Source organism: Amycolatopsis sp. NPDC005003 (assembly GCF_053600695.1).
Genome location: NZ_JBSGAI010000005.1, coordinates 1 through 15,978, shown reverse-complemented (window position 1 = coordinate 15,978; position 15,978 = coordinate 1). Strand labels below are relative to the sequence as shown.

The following is a 15,978-nucleotide window of genomic DNA, read 5'->3' as shown; positions in this document are numbered from 1 at the left end:
GGTGGCCCGCCGGGGCGGGCCACCCTACGGTGGCGCCATGAGCGAGCACCCGGAAGCGCCGGTCGGCCCCTTCGAACCGCCGTACTACGTGGCTGTCTTCACCACGATCCGCACCGCCGGGCAGAGCGGCTACGACGAGACCGACGCGCGGATGGAGGAGCTGGTCAAGGCGGTTCCCGGGTACCTGGGCATGGACCACGCCCAGACCCCCGGCGGCCTGGGCATCACCGTCGGGTACTTCCGCGACGCCGAAGCGCTCGCGCAGTGGCGGGGCAACCCCGAACACCGCGCGGCCCAGCAGCGGGGCCGCGCGGAGTGGTACGAGAGCTACACCCTGCACGTGGCGAAGGTGGAACGCAGCCGCGGCTTCACCCGCGGCTGAGCGCTACTTCTTGTACAGGCCCTCGATGTCGTTGGCGTAGTTCTTCGAAACCACGTTCCGCTTCAGCTTCAGGCTCGGCGTGATCTCGCCGCCCGCTTCGGTGAAGTCGTTCGCCAGCACGGTGAACTTCTTGATCGCCTCGGCCTTGGACACCGACTTGTTGGCCTCGTCGACCGCGGCCTGGATCTCCGCGACCAGGTCGGGGTCGGTGGCCAGGTCGGCGACCGTGGCCGATGCGGGCTTGCCGTGCTGGGACTTCCAGGACGGGAAGTACTCCTCGTCCACCGTCACCAGTGCCGCGATGAACGGCCGCTGGTCGCCGACCACCATGGCCTGGCTGACCAGCGGGGACGCCTTGATCGTGTCCTCGAGACCGGACGGGGCGACGTTCTTGCCGCCCGCGGTCACGATGATCTCCTTCTTGCGGCCGGTGATCTTCAGGAACCCGTCCGCGTCGAGCTCGCCGAGGTCGCCCGTGTGGAACCAGCCGTCGGTGAGCGCTTCCTTCGTCGCCTGCGGGTTGTTGTAGTAGGCCCGGAACACGACGTCGCCCTTGAGCAGCACTTCGCCGTCGTCGGCGATGCGGACCGACGTGCCGTTGACCGGCTTGCCGACCGTGCCGACGCGGAACGCGGTCTGGGTGTTGACGTTCGCCGCCGCGGACGTCTCGGTGAGGCCGTAGCCCTCGAACACCGGGACGCCGATGCCGCGGAAGAAGTGCGCCAGCCGCGCGCCCAGGGGCGCGCCGCCGGAAACCGCCGCGACGCAGCGGCCGCCGAGGGCCGCGCGCAGCTTGCCGTAGACCAGCTTGTCGAACGCCAGGTGCTTGAGCTTGAGGCCGAGCCCGGCGCCGCCCTTGTCCTGGGCTTCGCTGTAGGCGACGGCGGTGGCCTCGGCGGCGTCGAAGATCTTGCCCTTGCCCTCGCTGTGCGCCTTCTGCTTCGCCGAGTTGTAGACCTTCTCGAACACGCGCGGCACGGCGACGACGAACGTCGGCCGGAACGTGCCGAGGTCGGCGACCAGGTTCTTGACGTCCGGGGTGTGCCCGAGGGTGACGCGGGCGGACAGCGCCGTGACGGCGATCGCGCGGGCCAGCACGTGCGCCAGCGGCAGGAAGCACAGCAGCGAGTTGCCCTGCTCCATCAGCTGCGGGAACGCCTCGATGTCGGCGCGGATCTCGGCCAGGAGGTTGCGGTGGGTCAGCTCGACGCCCTTGGGGCGGCCGGTGGTGCCCGAGGTGTAGACGATCGTGGCCAGCTCGTCCGCGGACACCTCGCGGCGCCGGTCGTGCAGCTCGTCGTCCGAGAGCGAGGCGCCCAGCGCGGACAGCTCTTCGACGGCGGGGGAGTCGCCCTCGATCTGCCAGGTGTTGGCCAGGTCCGTGAGCCGGTCCCGGATCTCGTCGACCGCCGCGGCGTGGGCGTTCGTCTCGACGAAGACGCCCTTCGCGGCCGAGTCGGAGAGGATCCAGTACACCTGCTCCGGGGAGGACGTGTCGTAGATCGGGACGGTCACCGCGCCCGCCGCCCAGATCGCGAAGTCGATCAGGGTCCACTCGTAGCGGGTCTTCGACATGATCGCGACGCGGTCGCCGCGGCCGATCCCGGCCTTGGCCATGCCCTTGGCCACGGCCAGCACCTCGGCCGCGAACTCCTTGGCGGTCACGTCCAGCCAGCTGCCCTCGACCTGGCGGCGGAAGCTCACCACGTCGGAGAACCGCTCGGCGTTCGCCCAGACGACGTCGGACATGTTTTCGTCGTCGGCCACCGGCTTGCCGGCGGGAGCGCTGTATTCGCGCACGTGGACCTCCGTGTTCAACGCGTGCGGCAGGTGACACCGCTGTTACCCGCCAGTCAACTTAGCGTGGTGAGCACCTTAAGACCATGCTGACCGCCGCCGCGAGGCGAGGCCGTGACATTCTTCGCACGTGAACGCGCCGCCCTCCCTCGACATCGTCGACGAGACGTTCTTCGCCGTTCCGCCCGCCACCGTGGCCGCGGTCTTCGCCGAGCCGGCCTCCTGGCGGCGCTACTGGCCCGACCTGGTCCTGGAGGTCTACACCGACCGGGGGGACAAGGGCCTGCGCTGGACCGTGCGGGGCGCGCTCGTCGGTACGATGGAGGTCTGGCTCGAGCCGGTGCTCGACGGCACCCTGCTGCACTACTTCCTGCGGGCGACGCCCGCCGATGCGGCCGGGGCGCCCCGGGAACTGGCGCCGCGCGAGCTGCGCCGGGAGTTCGACCGGCGCGCCCGCGCGGCCAAGGCGATCGCGCTCGGGCTCAAGGAGATCCTGGAGGACGGCCGCGAGCCCGGCGTCCCTCCGCGCGGCGAGGGGTAGGGGAACAGGGTGCGGGTACACGTCGTCTCGGACGTGCACGGCAACGCGGACGCGTTGAAGCGGGCGGGCGACGGGGCGGACGCCTTGGTCGTGCTCGGCGACCTGATCGACTTCGTCGACTACCACGACTACGAAAAGGGCATCATGGGCGCCCTGTTCGGCGCGGAGAAGGTCGGCCAGTTCGCCCGCCTGCGCCGCGAGGGCACCCGTGACGAAACCGTTGCCTTTTCGCGCACGCTCTGGGCGACCCTCGACGATCCGGGAGCCGCGGTCGACGAGGCCATCCGCGCCCAGTACGCGACCCTGTTCGCGGCGATGACCGCGCCGACGTACGCCACGCCCGGCAACGTCGACACGCCGGCGCTGTGGCCGGAGTTCGCCGGCGAGGGCGTGCAGGTGCTCGACGGTGAGGTGGCCGAGATCGGCGGCCTGCGGTTCGGGTTCGTCGGCGGCGCGCTGCTGCCCGACGGTGTCGTCCCGCGGCCGCGCAAGGGCGCCGCGTGGCGCCCCTACCTGCGGGTTCGCGAGGACTACGAGGCGAGCGTCGCCGCGTTGACCGACGTGGACGTCCTCTGCACGCACGGCCCGCCCGCCCTGCCGGAGCTGACCTACGACGTCGTGGCGCGCCGCAGCGAGATCGGCTCGACGGCGCTGCTGGCGCTGATCCGGGCGCAGCGGCCGCGCTGGTCGGTGTTCGGGCACGTGCACCAGCCGCTGTCCGCCCGCGCCAGGGTCGGCCTGACCGAGTGCCGTAACGTGGGTCACTTCAAGGAGACCGGGCAGCCCTACGTGCTGCGCTGGTGACCAAGCGCGGCGGCTACGCTTCGACCCATGGCCGAGCAGTCCACACAGTCCATCGAGGTCGACGCCGAGCCCAGCCGGGTGATGGCCGTGATCGCCGACTTCCCCGCGTACCCGGAATGGGCCAAGGCCGTCCGGCAGACCGAGGTCCTCGACACCGACGACGACGGGCGGGCCAAGCAGGTCAAGCTCACCCTCGACGCGGGCCCGATCAAGGACGTCTACACCCTCGAGTACGACTGGGACGAAGACGGCCTCGGCGTCAGCTGGCACCTGGTCAAGGGCCAGATGCAGAAGGCGCAGAACGGCCGCTACGCGCTGGCCGACCTCGGCGGCCGCACGCGCGTCACCTACACGCTGTCGGTCGAGCTGGCGCTGCCGATGATCGGCCTGCTGCGCCGCAAGGCCGAGAAGATGGTCATGGACACCGCGCTGAAGGAGCTCAAGAAGCGGGCCGAGGGCTAGCCCCGTGCGGATCCTGCTGTGCACCGGCAAGGGGGGTGTCGGGAAGACCACGCTGGCCGCGGCCACCGGCGCCGCCCTCGCCGCCCGCGGCAGGAAGACCCTCGTCGTGTCCACGGACCCGGCGCACTCGCTGGGTGACGCCTTCGGGCACCCCCTCGGGGCCGAACCGTCCGAAGTGGACACGCTGCTCTCCGGTGTGCAGATCGACTCGCGCACCCTGGTGGACGCCACCTGGCAGCAGTTGCGCGGCGAGCTGCGGGCCGTGCTGGCCGGCGCGGGACTCGATGCCTTGGACGCCGAAGAGCTGACCGTGCTGCCCGGCGTCGACGAGCTGCTCGCCCTCACCGAAGTCCGCCGGCTGGCCGAGGACGGGCCGTGGGAGGCCGTCGTCGTCGACTGCGGCCCGACGGCCGAGACGTTGCGGCTGCTCGCCCTGCCCGAAGCCGTGTCCGGGTACCTGTCCCGCGTGTTCGGGCGGCGCGTCACCGATCCCGTGCGCCGGCTCGGCACCCACCTCGACGGCCTGCGCGCCCTGCTCACCGACCCGGCGGTGACGACGGTCCGGCTGGTCCTGACCCCGGAGCGGGTGGTGGTCGCCGAGGCGCGGCGCACGCTCAGCTCGCTGGCCCTGCGCGGCATCGCCGTCGACGGCGTGATCGCCAACCGCCTGATGCCTGCGCCCGGCCTCTGGCGCGGCGGTGCCGCGTCGTGGCTGCGCACGCGCCGGACCCAGCAGGACGCCGTGCTCGCCGAGCTCGCCGCGGCCGGGATCGCGCCGGTCGCCCGGGTCGAGCACCGCGCCGTCGAGCCGGTCGGGCTGCCCGCGCTGCTGGAGATCGCCGGCGAGCTCTACCGCGGCGAAGACCCGCTCGCGGGCAAGGGCACCCCGGTCACCCCGCTGCTGCGCGTGCGGCCGGCTGCCGGCGGGTACACCCTGCGTGTCGCGATCCCGCTCGTGCGGGACGCCGAGGTCGACCTCGCCCGCGTCGACGACGACCTGGCGATCACCGTGGACGGCTTCCGCAGGCTCATCGCCCTGCCGGAGCCGCTGCGGCCGTGCCGGATCACCGGCGCGGAATCCGACGCCGACGGCCTGGTCGTGCACCTGGCCGGGAACCGGGGACGCGGGTGAGCGAAGAGGAACACGGGCCGCGCCTGACGGAGGAGATCCGGCTGCTCGCCGAGATGGTCGCGGAGAAGGCGGCACCTTGGCTCGAAGGCGTGCTCGCGGCCGGACACGGCAGCTTTTCGGGGGGTCCGGGTGGCGAAGCCCCCGGCCCGGGGCGGAGCCCCGGTGGTTACGGCAGCTTTTCGGGGGTTCCGGGTGGCGAAGCCGCCGGTGGTCACGGTCCCCCGGACGAGGCGAAACCGGACGGTTCGGCGTGCGGCTGGTGTCCACTGTGTGCGATCGTCGCGGTGGTGCGCGGTGAACGGCCGGAGCTGGTCGCGCGGCTGGCCGAGCAGCTCGCGCAGCTGGTCGCCCTGCTGCGGGCGGTGCTCGCGGACCGCTGGGAGCCGGAGGAGGGCGTGCACATGCCCGGGTTCCGGCCCGCGCCGCGGCCCGCGGACCCGCGGCCGGCGCCGCGAGTACAGCACATCGCCGTCCGCCGGCGCGACGAGTGGGAGAGCTGAGTTGCGGACGATAGGGGTGGACGTCGGCGGGACGAGCATCCGGGCCGGCGTGGTGGACGAACGCGGCTCCCTGCTCGACACGGCGCGCGTCGCGACACCGACCGAAGAGGGCGCCCTCGAGGACGCCATCGCGGGCGTGGTCGAAGACCTGCGCAACCGCCACGACGTGGCCGGGGTCGGGCTGGCGGTGGCGGGCTTCGTGGCGCGCGACCGCCGGTCGGTGATGTTCGCCCCGCACCTGGCGTGGCGGGGCGCCCCGGTCGCCGACCGGATCGAGAAGCGCGTCGGCCTGCCGGTGCTGCTGGAGCACGACGTCAATTCGGCGATCGTGGGGGAGCACCGCTTCGGCGCGGCACGCGGCGCCCAGGTGGCGGCCCTGGTGGCACTGGGCACGGGCATCGGCGCGGGGCTGTTGCTGGACGGCAAACTCTACCGGGGGGCGTACGGCGTCGCGCCGGAGCTGGGCCACCTGACGGTGGTCCGCGGCGGCCGTCCCTGCCCGTGCGGCAAGTACGGCTGCTGGGAGCGGTACTGCAGCGGAACGGCCCTGGCGGCGACGGCGGTGGAGCTGCTGGCCCGGCACCCGGGCCGCTCGACGGTGCTGGCCCCCCAGGTCGCGGGCGACCCGGGCTCGGTGACGGGCCGCCGGGTGGCGGGCGCGGCCCGCGACGGCGACCCGATCGCCCAGCTGGCGATGGCGGAGCTGGCCAAGTGGCTGGGCGAGGGCCTGGCCCTGGTGGCGGACGTGTTCGACCCGGAGATCATCGTGATCGGGGGAGGGGTGTCGGAGTCGGCTCCGCTGTTCCTGGACGAGGCCCGCGAGCACTACGCGGGCGCGATCACGGGCGCCCGGCATCGGCCGCTGGCCCGCATCCGCACGGCCCACCTGGGCGACGACACGGCCATCGTGGGCGCGGCGGCGCTGGCGTTGGAAGCGGCGAAGACTCCCGTCTGAGACGGCCGGCGCCGGCGGCCGCGTTCCGGCTTCGGATCGGGGCTGCGGGGGTGTGGGCCCCCGTCCGCTGCCCTGGCCTTTCCCGCGAGCCGGACTCACCCCCTTCGCGGAGAGGTGGTCCACCACCGACCTGTGAAAAGCTGGCCGGGTGAGTGCCCCCTCCGCGAGCGTCTTCGTCAAGTGTTCCTGCGGGCACGTGCACTGGGGCCGCTACGGCGCCGCCGGGCTGCTGCTCGTCGATCCCGCCCGCGGGGTTCTCCTGCAACGCCGCGCCTGGTGGGTGCACCACGGCCGCACCTGGGCGCTGCCCGGCGGGGCCATCGAAGCGGGCGAAACGGCCAGAGGCGCCGCCGCCCGCGAAGCGTTCGAAGAAGCCTCCGTCCCCGCCGCGGCCTTCCGCGCGGTCTCGGCGTCCGTGGTGGACCATGGGAACTGGAGCTACACCACCGTCCTCGCCCTGGCCGCCGGCGCCGAGGCGCGGGTCGCCAACACCGAAAGTGCGGAGGTGCGCTGGGTGGATCCCGACGACGTCCCCGGTTACCCCCTGCACCGCGACTTCGCGGCCGCCTGGCCGGACCTGCGCGACCGCCTCGGGCAGGAGCTGGTCCTCGTCGTCGACGGCGCCAACGTCGTCGGCTCGCGGCCGGACGGCTGGTGGCGCGACCGCCACGGCGCCGCCGAGCGCCTCCGCGATCAGCTCGCGAAGCTCGCCGAAGCCGGCGTGCCGGACCCGGACGACCCCGCCGTGACCTGGTGGCCGCGGATCATCCTGGTCGTGGAAGGCAAGGCGAAGCACGTCACCGCCACCGAAGGCGTCGAGGTCGTCGCCGCCGACACCGACGGTGACTCCAAGATCGTCGAGGTCGTCGCGCAGCAGAACGCGAAGGTCCTGGTGGCGACCGCCGACCGCGAACTCCGCCGCCGCGTGGAGGCCCACGGCGCGGCGATCCTCGGCCCGGGCACCCTCCGCACCCGGCTCGACCGGCTCTAACCCTTCGGGATCCCGTCGCGCATTTCGGCGACCAGCGACGCCATCACGGCCTTGAGGCTGCCCTTGTGCTGCTCGGCCACCGCGCGCTGCCGCCGGTAGCTCGGCCCGTACCGCAGGATCGTCTCGACGTCCCGCAGCTCGGCCACGCAGTCCAGCCGCCGCGCCACCGGCTCCAGCCGGTCCAGCAGGTCGGCCACGTCGTCGGTGACCAGCCGCTCGCGGCCGGCCGCGTCGAGGATGACGATCGCGTCGGTGCCGTAGCGGGCCGCGCGCCACTTGTTCTCCTGGACGTGCCACGGCGGCAGCGTCGGCAGGATCTCGCCGTCTTCGAGGCGCTCGACGAAGTCGTCGACCAGGCACTGGGTCAGCGCCGCGATCGCGCCGACCTCCTCCAGCGTCGGCAGGCCGTCGCAGACGCGCATCTCGATCGTCCCCAGGTGCGGGGCCGGCCGGATGTCCCAGCGGATCTCCGAGAAGCTGTCGATCACGCCGGTGGTGAACATGTCCTCGACGTAGCTCTCCAGCTCCGCCCACTTCCGGAACTGGAACGGCAGCCCGGCCGTCGGCAGCTGCTGGAACATCAGCGCCCGGTTCGACGCGTACCCGGTGTCCTCGGCGCCCCAGTACGGCGACGACGCCGACAGCGCCTGCAGGTGCGGCGCGTAGTTGAGCAGCGCGTCGAGGACCGGCAGCACCTTCTCGCGGTGGTCGACCCCGACGTGGATGTGGACGCCGTAGATCAGCATCTGCCGTCCCCACCACTGGGTGCGGTCGATGAGCTTGGCGTAGCGCTCCTTGTCGGTGACCTTCTGCTGGTACCAGTTCGAGAACGGGTGCGTCCCCGCCGAGAACATCTCGACGCCGAGCGGGTCGGCGACGCCGTGCACGACGTCGAGCGAGTCGTTCAGGTCGGCCTTGATCTCGGCGATCGTGTCGCAGACGCCGGTGATGATCTCGATCGTGTTGAGCAGCAGCTCCTGCTTGATCTTCGGGTGCTCGGCCTGCCCGTCGGGGCGGACGGCCTCGAGGATCTGCTCGGCCACCGAAGACAGCTCGCCGCTGCGCCGGTCCACCAGGCCGAGCTCCCATTCCGCGCCGACGGTCGATCGCCGCGAAGGACTGAACTCGATGTGCATCGCCGTCCGTTTAGACCTGGGCGCCGTTGCTGGGGTCCGCGCCGGGCGGCGGCCCCTGACGGACGCGGAGCAGCAGCAGGGCGATCGCCGTCGCGAGCGCGAGGATGCCGAGCGGGGTCGCCACCGTCGGGCCGACACCGATCGCGCCGGGCAGGATCAGCAGGAACAGCCCGGCCAGGAACAGCAGCAGGATGAGGAACGCGCCCAGCTTCGGCCGGGGCAGCGGCGGCGGCTCCGGCGGGACGTAGTGCTCGTCGTCGTCGGCCGGGTCGTCGGAGAAGATCGTCGTGTCCCACGACGTGCCCCCGGACCGCCAGCCGGGCTCCGGCGGGGCTTCCACGGCCGGCGGGTCGGCGGGCCGCTCGGGCGTCTTGCGCGACTCGGCCCCGGCGGTGCCGGTGGTGTTCCCGGTGTCCTCCTCCGGGAGCCCGAACCCGCCGGCGCGCAGGTCGGCGACGATCTCGGCGAACGTCGCGTCGACGTCCTCCGGCCCGTCCTTCCCCCGGCTCATGCGGACTCCTCCGGCTGGGCGGCGTGCGCCTTCGCGAACTCGACGCTGCGGGTGAAGATCACCTCGGCGTCGTTGTCCTGCGTCGCCACGTGGTAGCTGTTCTCCAGCACGACCTCGGTGACATCGGTGCTCGAGACGCCCTCGAGCACCAGCTGCGAGTTCACCGGCTCGACGACGTGGTCGACCGACGAGTGCAGCAGCAGCACCGGCTGCGTCACCTTCGCCAGGTCGGCGCGCACGACCGCCCACAGCTTCGCGAGGCTCGCGGCCGCGCGCACCGGCGTGCGCGGGTAGGCCAGCTCCGTCTCGCCCGGCTTCTTGATGTCGTTCGCGATCGCCGGCACCGACGGCACGATCCGGCCCAGCACCGGCAGCAGCCGCGTGTCCCACTTCAGCCGCGTCACCGACGGGTTGACCAGGACGATCCCGGCGATCCGGTCGCCGAACTCCTCGGCCAGGCGCAGGGTGAGCGTGCCGCCCATCGAGAGGCCGCCGACGAACACGGTCCGGCAGGTCGCCAGCAGCGCGAGCAGGGCCTCGCGGACGGCGCCGTACCAGTCTTCCCACGTCGTGCGGTTGAGGTCCGGCCAGCGGGTGCCGTGGCCCGGCAGCAGCGGGCAGCGCACCGTGAACCCGGCCCCGGCCAGGTGGTCACCCCAGGCCCGCATGCTCGCCGGGGTACCGGTGAACCCGTGGCAGAGCAGGAAGCCGGTTTCGGCGGAACCGGTGTGGCCGAACGGTTCCGCGCCGGCGAGCACGCCCATGCGATCGCCTTCCGTGTGAGCGGGGCAGTCCGTCCATGCTCTCACGCCCGGCGGACCTTGTGGGGGTCCGCCCGGGCCCGGAATTCGCTGTGAGATCGATCGCTGCCCCGGTGGTAACCGGGTGGTCTCCGTTGTGCGGCGGCCACCCGGCTTCGTACGCTGGTCGTCTCGGGTGGACAGGGGTTGCGGCTGCGATGGAGGACTGAGGCACCGGTGCTGTACTGGCTCATGAAATGGGTGTTCCTCGGACCGCTGCTCAAAACGCTCTGGCCGACCAAGGTCGTCGGCGCGGAGAACATCCCCGAGTCCGGCGGCGCGATCCTGGCCGGCAACCACCTGGCGGTCGCGGACTCGTTCTTCATGCCGCTGCGCGTCAAGCGCAAGGTGACCTTCCCGGCCAAGTCCGAGTACTTCACCGAGCCCGGGTTCAAGGGCGCGTTCAAGAAGTGGTTCTTCACCGGCGTCGGCCAGTTCCCGATCGACCGGTCCGGCGGCAACGCCGCCCAGGCCGCCCTCGACACGGCGATCCGCCTGGTGCGCGAGGGCCACCTGCTCGGGATCTACCCGGAGGGCACCCGCTCCCCGGACGGACGCCTGTACAAGGGCAAGACGGGCGTGGCCCGGATCGCCCTGGAATCCGGCGGCGTGGTGATCCCGGTGGCGATGGTCGGCACGGACAAGGTCAACCCGATCGGCTCGAAGATGTGGTGGCCGCGGCGTCTCGAGGTCCGCTTCGGCAAGCCCCTCGACTTCTCGCGGTACGAAGGTCTCGCGGGCGACCGGTTCATCGAGCGCTCGATCACGGACGAGATCATGTACGCCCTGATGGAGCTGTCGGGCCAGGAGTACGTCGACATCTACGCGGCGAAGGCCAAGGAGCTCTTGGCGGCGGAGGCGGCGGGCGTCAAGCCCGAGGTGCCCACCCAGCCGTCGGCGCGCGAGGCGGCCCGGGTGCCGGATTCCAAGGTCGGCTGAGCCACCACTACTGTTCACCAGTGCGTTTTTTCTACGACACCGAGTTCATCGAAGACGGCGTGACGATCGATTTGGTGTCGATCGGGGTGGTCGACGAGCAGGGCCGCGAGTTCTACGCGGTCTCGACCGAGTTCGACCCTTCCAAGGCGGGGCCCTGGGTCCGCGACAACGTGCTGGACAAGCTGCCGTCCCCGGCCGACCGAGCGTGGCGGAGCCGGGAGAAGATCCGCAACGACCTGCTGGAGTTCTTCGGCAAGCCGCCGGGCGGGATCGAGCTGTGGGCCTGGTTCGCGGCGTACGACCACGTGGCGCTGGCCCAGCTGTGGGGCCCGATGCCGGCGTTGCCCCGGCAGCTGCCGCGGTTCACGCGAGATCTGCGCCAGCGGTGGGAGGACGCGGGGAAGCCGAAGCTGCCGGCCGCGCCGACCGACCAGCACGACGCTTTGGCGGACGCGAAGCACAACCTGGCCCGGTGGGAAGTCATCGAGAGCTACTTCCCGCGCCGTTGACCCGCCGGCCGTAGACCCGCCGGCCGGCGGGGGCGCCCCCATTTTCCACGCTACCGGCAGGGATCGACACTTTCCGCTGTGCCGACCCCGCCCGGGAGCGCCCCAATGCGGCCTTCGGTGCGTGAGACGCAACCAAGGCCGCCTTGGGGCGCATGGATCGCGAGCCCGGAATTGTCGGGGGTCCCCGGTAACGTAAAAACCGGGGGACCCCCCAGGCCGGGGACCTCTCAGCGGCGCGCCCGCACCGCCGAAGCCAGCTCGTCCAGCAGCGGCGCGGTGTCGTCCCAGGCCAAACAAGCGTCCGTGATCGACTGGCCGTACGTCAGCTCCGAAGCGTGCCCCAGCGAAAGGTCCTGCCGCCCACCGGCCAGGAAGCTCTCCATCATCAGCCCCGAAATCCCGCGCTCACCCGCCGCAATCCGCGCGGCCAGCTCGGAAACCACCACACCCTGCCGCACGTGGTCCTTGCCGCTGTTCCCGTGGGAAGCGTCGATGATCACCCGCTCCGGCAGCCCAGCCTTCGCCAACCGGGCCAAAGCGTCCAAAACAGAACCCGCGTCGTAGTTCGGCCCGCCGCTGTGGCCGCGCAGGATCACGTGGCAGTCCGGGTTGCCCGACGTCGTCAGCAGCGCCGCCAGGCCGTCCGTGTTGATGCCCGGGAACACGTGGCTCGCCGCCGCCGCGCGGGTCGCGTCGATCGCCACCTGGACGTCGCCCTCGGTCGAGTTCTTGATGCCCACCGGCATCGACAGCGCGCTGCACAGCTGGCGGTGCACCTGGCTCGCCGCCGTGCGCGCGCCGATCGAACCCCACGTCACGATGTCCGCGATGAACTGCGGCGTGATCGGGTCGAGGAACTCGCACCCCACCGGCAGGCCGAGCTCGGACACGTCGAGCAGCAGCTTGCGGGCCATCCGCAGGCCCTTGTTGACGGCGAACGTGCCGTCGAGGTCCGGGTCGTTGATCAGGCCCTTCCAGCCCAGCGTCGTGCGCGGCTTCTCGAAGTACACGCGCATCACGATGTGCAGCTCGCCGCGCAGCTCCTCGGCCTTCGCGGCCAGCCTGCGGGCGTAGTCGAGGGCCGCCTCGGGGTCGTGGACCGAGCACGGGCCGACCACGACGAGGAGCCGGTCGTCGCGGCCTTCGAGGATGTCGACCGTTTCGGCGCGGCCGTGCCGCACCACCTTCGCGACGGCGGCGTCGACCGGATGGTCTTCGCGCAGCAGCGCGGGCGAAATGAGCGGACTGATCGACGTGGTGCGCGCGGCATCGAGATCACTGAGGTCACCGATGGTGGCCGGTCCGGCGGAGAGCGTCATGGCGGGGGTGTTCCTTCCTGGTGGACACCGACCCGCGGGGGACTCGCCGAGCCGGTTTCGAAATCCGGCTCGGGGTGGGAGTCAGCGCAGGTTCACGCCGCCGTGCCCACCCGGGGCCGGCTTCGTAAACCAGAAATAGCGCTGCACGGGGTCAACGTAGCACAGCCGCCACGAGGACCGATCCGGCAGGTGGTACGGCCTGCACCGATCAAGACGAGAGCCGCTACTCTGGCGGACGACGAAATGTGACTGTCATCTCCCGAGAACAGACGGAGGCTTCTCATGCGTGTCGGTGTGCTGACCGGCGGCGGCGACTGCCCGGGGCTCAACGCGGTGATCCGCGCGGTGGTGCGCAAGGGCATCGAGGTGCACGGCTGGGACTTCGTGGGCTTCCGCAACGGCTGGAACGGCCCGCTCACCGGCGACAGCCGCCCGCTGGGCCTGAACGACGTCGAGGACATCCTCACCCGCGGCGGCACCATCCTGCGGTCCTCGCGCACGAACCCGTACAAGGTCGAGGGCGGCGTCGACAAGATCAAGCAGGTCCTCGCCGATCAAGGTGTCGACGCGCTGATCGCGATCGGCGGCGAGGACACCCTCGGCGTCGCGAAGCGGCTGACCGACGACGGCGTCGGCGTCGTGGGTGTACCCAAGACGATCGACAACGACCTGGGCGCCACCGACTACACCTTCGGCTTCGACACCGCGGTCTCCATCGCGACCGAGGCGATCGACCGGCTGCACACCACGGCCGAGTCGCACCACCGCGCGCTGGTCGTCGAGGTCATGGGCCGCCACGCCGGCTGGATCGCGCTGCACTCCGGCCTGGCCGGCGGCGCCAGCGTCATCCTGGTGCCGGAGAAGCACTTCAACGTCGACCAGGTCGTCTCCTGGGTCGAGCGCCGCTTCGAGAAGGAGTTCGCGCCGATCATCGTCGTCGCCGAGGGCGCGCTGCCCGAGGGCGGCGAGGAGAAGCTGCTGACCGGCGAGAAGGACGCCTTCGGGCACGTCCGCCTCGGCGGCATCGGCACCTGGCTGGCCGACGAGATCGCCCACCGCACCGGCAAGGAGTCCCGCGCGGTGGTCCTGGGCCACGTCCAGCGCGGCGGCACCCCGACGGCCTACGACCGCGTCCTGGCGACGCGGTTCGGCCTCAACGCGGTCGACGCGGTGGCCGACGGCGACTTCGGCGTCATGGTCGCCCTCAAGGGCACGGACATCGTGCGCGTGAAGCTCTCCGAGGCGACGGCCGAGCTGAAGACCGTCCCGGTCGAGCGCTACCAGGAAGCCGAAGTCTTCTTCGGCTGAGTCCTCCGCCGAAAGGGCCGCCCCGGGAAGTCCCGGGGCGGCCCTTTCGCACGTTCAGGGCCGTTGCCGCACCGCGTCGACGATGCCCTGGCTCACCACCGCGCCCATCCCGGAGCCGAGGTAGGCGAAGGTCACCGGGTCGAACAGGAACTCGTCCTGGTTGCCGATCCCGTGCTCGGTCGTGCTGTTCCAGGTGATGCCGAGAACGGTCCGGCCGGTGGCGTCCTTCGCGTCGGTGCGGGAGACCAGGCCGGGCACCTTCGCCACGGCCTCGTAGAGAGCGGCCCGCACCGCCGGGCGCAGCCAGCCGCCGGCCAGGTCGACGACCTCGCGGCCGAGGTCGTGCAGCGTGTCTCCCTCGCCGTAGGTGCTCTTGTGCAGGTACGCGAGCATGGCGTCGGCGTCCGTGGGCAGGTCCGCGGGGGCGGCGGGGTGCGGCACGCACCGGCTCGTGACCGTCCGCCCACGGCCCTCTTTCTGCACGCGTTTCCCGTCGCGGCAGCCCGCCACCTCGGTCTCGTGGCCGAAGACGAACGACAAGCCGTCGTGGGTGCCGTCCACCGACGCCCACGTCTCGTTCTCCCGGCCGTCCGCGAGCCGCGTCTTCGTGTAGACGAACTGATCGGGCCGCGGGGTGACGTCCGGCAGAGCGCGCGCCTTCGCAGCGGCGGCGTACAGGATTCCCACCGGATCGGTCACCGGGCGCACCGGAGCCGGTCCGACGGGAGCGTCCGACGGCGTGAGCACGAAGACGGCGGCCACGGCCGCGGCGAGCCCGGCCGCGGTCACCCCGCCCCAGAGCGCGCGCCGGTGCCGGGGGCGAGCCGATACCGTGGCGGTGAGCAGTTCGGCCCGCTTCCGGGCCAGGTCGCCGGCCGCCGGCAGCCCGGCGGGCCCGGCGAAGTCGCGCAACAGCTGCATGTCATCCATGGTTCGAGACCTCCTCGAGCGCCAGCGCGGCGCGGACCTTCCTGCGGGCCCGGTTCAGGCGCGACCGGACAGTGCCGACCGGGATCCCCAGCGCGGCCGCGACCTCCTCGTAGGCGAGGCCTTCCCAAGCGATCAGCAGCAGCACGTCGCGGTCGCCGCGAGACAGCTCGGCCAGGGCCCCGGCCAGCCGGCCGTGCATCGCCTGCGCCGTCACCCGCTCGGCGACCCGGTCCGCGTGGGAGACCTGCTCGGCGGGCGGCCCCAGACTGGCTCGCAGCCGGTACTCGCGGGCCTCTTCGCGGCGCCGTTGCCCGACGAGGTTGGTCGCGATGCCGTAGAGCCACGGCCGCGCGCTCGGGAACGCCGGGTCGTAGCGGGCGCGCCCGCCGAACGCGATCAGGAACGTCTCGCCCATCAGGTCGTCGGCGACCTGGCCGCCGAGCCGCCGGGCGAGGTAGCGATGGATGTGCGGGGCGTGGCGGTCGAAGACCGCCGCGAACCGCTCGGGATGCGCCAGTGACGCGGTGATCACGTCCGCGTCGTCCCCGGCTTCACTCGGTGAACTCAAGGAACCGCCTGCCTGTCGTGAGGCCATCTGCCCGTTGTTGGCGGTTCGGGCGGTCCGGGTTCACGCTAGTGCCTCATCAAGGAACGTTGACGCGGTAACCGTGTCGCGTGGACATCCGAGCTGGTGATCGCGAGGCTGGCCGGTGGAGGTGAGTCATGGCACGTCAGCCTGAGGTGTTCGCGCGGTCGCTGGAGCCCGAAGAAGCGCAGCGGCTGGTCAAGATCACGAGGTCGACGCGGGATCGGGTGCGGCTGCGACGGTCCGGGATCGTGCTGGCCTCGTCGCAGGGCCGGTCCGCAGGCGAGATCGCAGCGATGTTCGCCGCAAGCGAGGGGTATGTGCGGGAGGTGATCCACGCGTTCAACGACTCCGGGTTCGCGGCGTTGTCCCCAAA

The 15,978-nt window shown here is 71.9% G+C and carries 19 protein-coding genes; 12 read left to right on the top strand and 7 right to left on the bottom strand.

The features are described 5' to 3' along the window. Positions 1 to 37 precede the first annotated feature (37 nt). Entirely contained in the window at positions 38 to 382 is a 345-nt protein-coding gene (locus ACWED2_RS07465) for an antibiotic biosynthesis monooxygenase family protein (protein ID WP_449689603.1), read from the top strand. A gap of 3 nt (positions 383 to 385) precedes the next feature. On the opposite strand, the gene ACWED2_RS07460 is transcribed toward ACWED2_RS07465, so the two are convergent. Next, on the bottom strand, positions 386 to 2,182 hold the full coding sequence (locus tag ACWED2_RS07460; RefSeq protein ID WP_449689602.1) for an AMP-dependent synthetase/ligase: 1,797 nt from the start codon (positions 2,180 to 2,182) through the stop codon (positions 386 to 388). Between the two features lie 127 nt (positions 2,183 to 2,309). Between ACWED2_RS07460 and ACWED2_RS07455 the strand changes: the two genes are divergently transcribed. From ACWED2_RS07455 to ACWED2_RS07425, 7 genes are all read left to right on the top strand, one after another. Next, positions 2,310 to 2,720: a polyketide cyclase / dehydrase and lipid transport gene (locus ACWED2_RS07455; RefSeq protein WP_449689601.1), complete on the top strand. Its 411-nt coding sequence runs from the start codon at positions 2,310 to 2,312 to the stop codon at positions 2,718 to 2,720. A gap of 9 nt (positions 2,721 to 2,729) precedes the next feature. Continuing rightward, the gene (locus ACWED2_RS07450; protein WP_449689600.1) at positions 2,730 to 3,524 is read left to right on the top strand and encodes a metallophosphoesterase family protein; all 795 of its coding nucleotides are present in this window, start codon (positions 2,730 to 2,732) and stop codon (positions 3,522 to 3,524) included. Between the two features lie 27 nt (positions 3,525 to 3,551). Further along, complete coding sequence (locus ACWED2_RS07445; protein ID WP_449689599.1) at positions 3,552 to 3,986, top strand: SRPBCC family protein; 435 nt, start codon at positions 3,552 to 3,554, stop codon at positions 3,984 to 3,986. Between the two features lie 4 nt (positions 3,987 to 3,990). Further along, the gene (locus tag ACWED2_RS07440; protein ID WP_449689598.1) at positions 3,991 to 5,118 is read left to right on the top strand and encodes an ArsA family ATPase; all 1,128 of its coding nucleotides are present in this window, start codon (positions 3,991 to 3,993) and stop codon (positions 5,116 to 5,118) included. Then, the gene (locus tag ACWED2_RS07435; protein ID WP_449689597.1) at positions 5,115 to 5,618 is read left to right on the top strand and encodes a hypothetical protein; all 504 of its coding nucleotides are present in this window, start codon (positions 5,115 to 5,117) and stop codon (positions 5,616 to 5,618) included. Before ACWED2_RS07440 ends, ACWED2_RS07435 begins: the two co-directional genes overlap by 4 nt. A gap of 16 nt (positions 5,619 to 5,634) precedes the next feature. Beyond that, positions 5,635 to 6,573, top strand: coding sequence for an ROK family protein (locus tag ACWED2_RS07430; RefSeq protein WP_043783421.1), 939 nt, complete (start codon positions 5,635 to 5,637; stop codon positions 6,571 to 6,573). Between the two features lie 148 nt (positions 6,574 to 6,721). Next, a complete protein-coding gene (locus tag ACWED2_RS07425) occupies positions 6,722 to 7,564 on the top strand; it encodes an NUDIX domain-containing protein (RefSeq protein ID WP_449689596.1) in 843 nt (280 codons plus the stop codon). On the opposite strand, the gene ACWED2_RS07420 is transcribed toward ACWED2_RS07425, so the two are convergent. From ACWED2_RS07420 to ACWED2_RS07410, 3 genes are read right to left on the bottom strand one after another with little or no spacing between them, the layout of a single operon-like run. Then, positions 7,561 to 8,700, bottom strand: a complete 1,140-nt coding sequence (locus ACWED2_RS07420) for a glutamate--cysteine ligase (protein ID WP_449689595.1) — start codon at positions 8,698 to 8,700, stop codon at positions 7,561 to 7,563. The two genes, ACWED2_RS07425 and ACWED2_RS07420, sit on opposite strands and share 4 nt — an antisense overlap. A gap of 10 nt (positions 8,701 to 8,710) precedes the next feature. Next, the gene (locus ACWED2_RS07415; protein WP_449689594.1) at positions 8,711 to 9,211 is read right to left on the bottom strand and encodes a hypothetical protein; all 501 of its coding nucleotides are present in this window, start codon (positions 9,209 to 9,211) and stop codon (positions 8,711 to 8,713) included. Beyond that, positions 9,208 to 9,975, bottom strand: a complete 768-nt coding sequence (locus ACWED2_RS07410) for an alpha/beta hydrolase (protein WP_449689593.1) — start codon at positions 9,973 to 9,975, stop codon at positions 9,208 to 9,210. Before ACWED2_RS07410 ends, ACWED2_RS07415 begins: the two co-directional genes overlap by 4 nt. A gap of 213 nt (positions 9,976 to 10,188) precedes the next feature. On the opposite strand from ACWED2_RS07410, the gene ACWED2_RS07405 reads away from it, so the two are divergent. Both ACWED2_RS07405 and ACWED2_RS07400 read left to right on the top strand, forming a co-directional pair. Then, positions 10,189 to 10,950 carry a lysophospholipid acyltransferase family protein gene (locus tag ACWED2_RS07405; RefSeq protein ID WP_449689592.1) on the top strand — a complete coding sequence of 254 codons (762 nt, stop codon included), beginning with the start codon at positions 10,189 to 10,191 and terminating at the stop codon, positions 10,948 to 10,950. A gap of 20 nt (positions 10,951 to 10,970) precedes the next feature. Beyond that, positions 10,971 to 11,459 (top strand): polyadenylate-specific 3'-exoribonuclease AS, encoded by a 489-nt coding sequence (locus ACWED2_RS07400; RefSeq protein ID WP_191314932.1) that lies wholly within the window; start codon positions 10,971 to 10,973, stop codon positions 11,457 to 11,459. A 227-nt stretch (positions 11,460 to 11,686) separates the two neighbouring features. Here ACWED2_RS07400 and ACWED2_RS07395 read toward each other — a convergent pair whose 3' ends face one another. Beyond that, on the bottom strand, positions 11,687 to 12,778 hold the full coding sequence (locus ACWED2_RS07395; protein WP_449689591.1) for a 3-deoxy-7-phosphoheptulonate synthase: 1,092 nt from the start codon (positions 12,776 to 12,778) through the stop codon (positions 11,687 to 11,689). A gap of 282 nt (positions 12,779 to 13,060) precedes the next feature. Between ACWED2_RS07395 and ACWED2_RS07390 the strand changes: the two genes are divergently transcribed. Then, positions 13,061 to 14,086 (top strand): 6-phosphofructokinase, encoded by a 1,026-nt coding sequence (locus ACWED2_RS07390; protein WP_364252264.1) that lies wholly within the window; start codon positions 13,061 to 13,063, stop codon positions 14,084 to 14,086. A gap of 54 nt (positions 14,087 to 14,140) precedes the next feature. Here the strand turns inward: ACWED2_RS07390 and ACWED2_RS07385 are convergent, their stop codons facing one another. Further along, positions 14,141 to 15,016, bottom strand: coding sequence for a CU044_5270 family protein (locus ACWED2_RS07385; protein WP_449689590.1), 876 nt, complete (start codon positions 15,014 to 15,016; stop codon positions 14,141 to 14,143). Beyond that, on the bottom strand, positions 15,009 to 15,584 hold the full coding sequence (locus tag ACWED2_RS07380) for an RNA polymerase sigma factor (RefSeq protein ID WP_449689589.1): 576 nt from the start codon (positions 15,582 to 15,584) through the stop codon (positions 15,009 to 15,011). Before ACWED2_RS07380 ends, ACWED2_RS07385 begins: the two co-directional genes overlap by 8 nt. Before the next feature lie 155 nt (positions 15,585 to 15,739). Here ACWED2_RS07380 and ACWED2_RS07375 point away from each other — a divergent pair. Further along, on the top strand, positions 15,740 to 15,978 hold a 239-nt coding region (locus ACWED2_RS07375), incomplete at its 3' end, for a helix-turn-helix domain-containing protein (protein WP_449689588.1).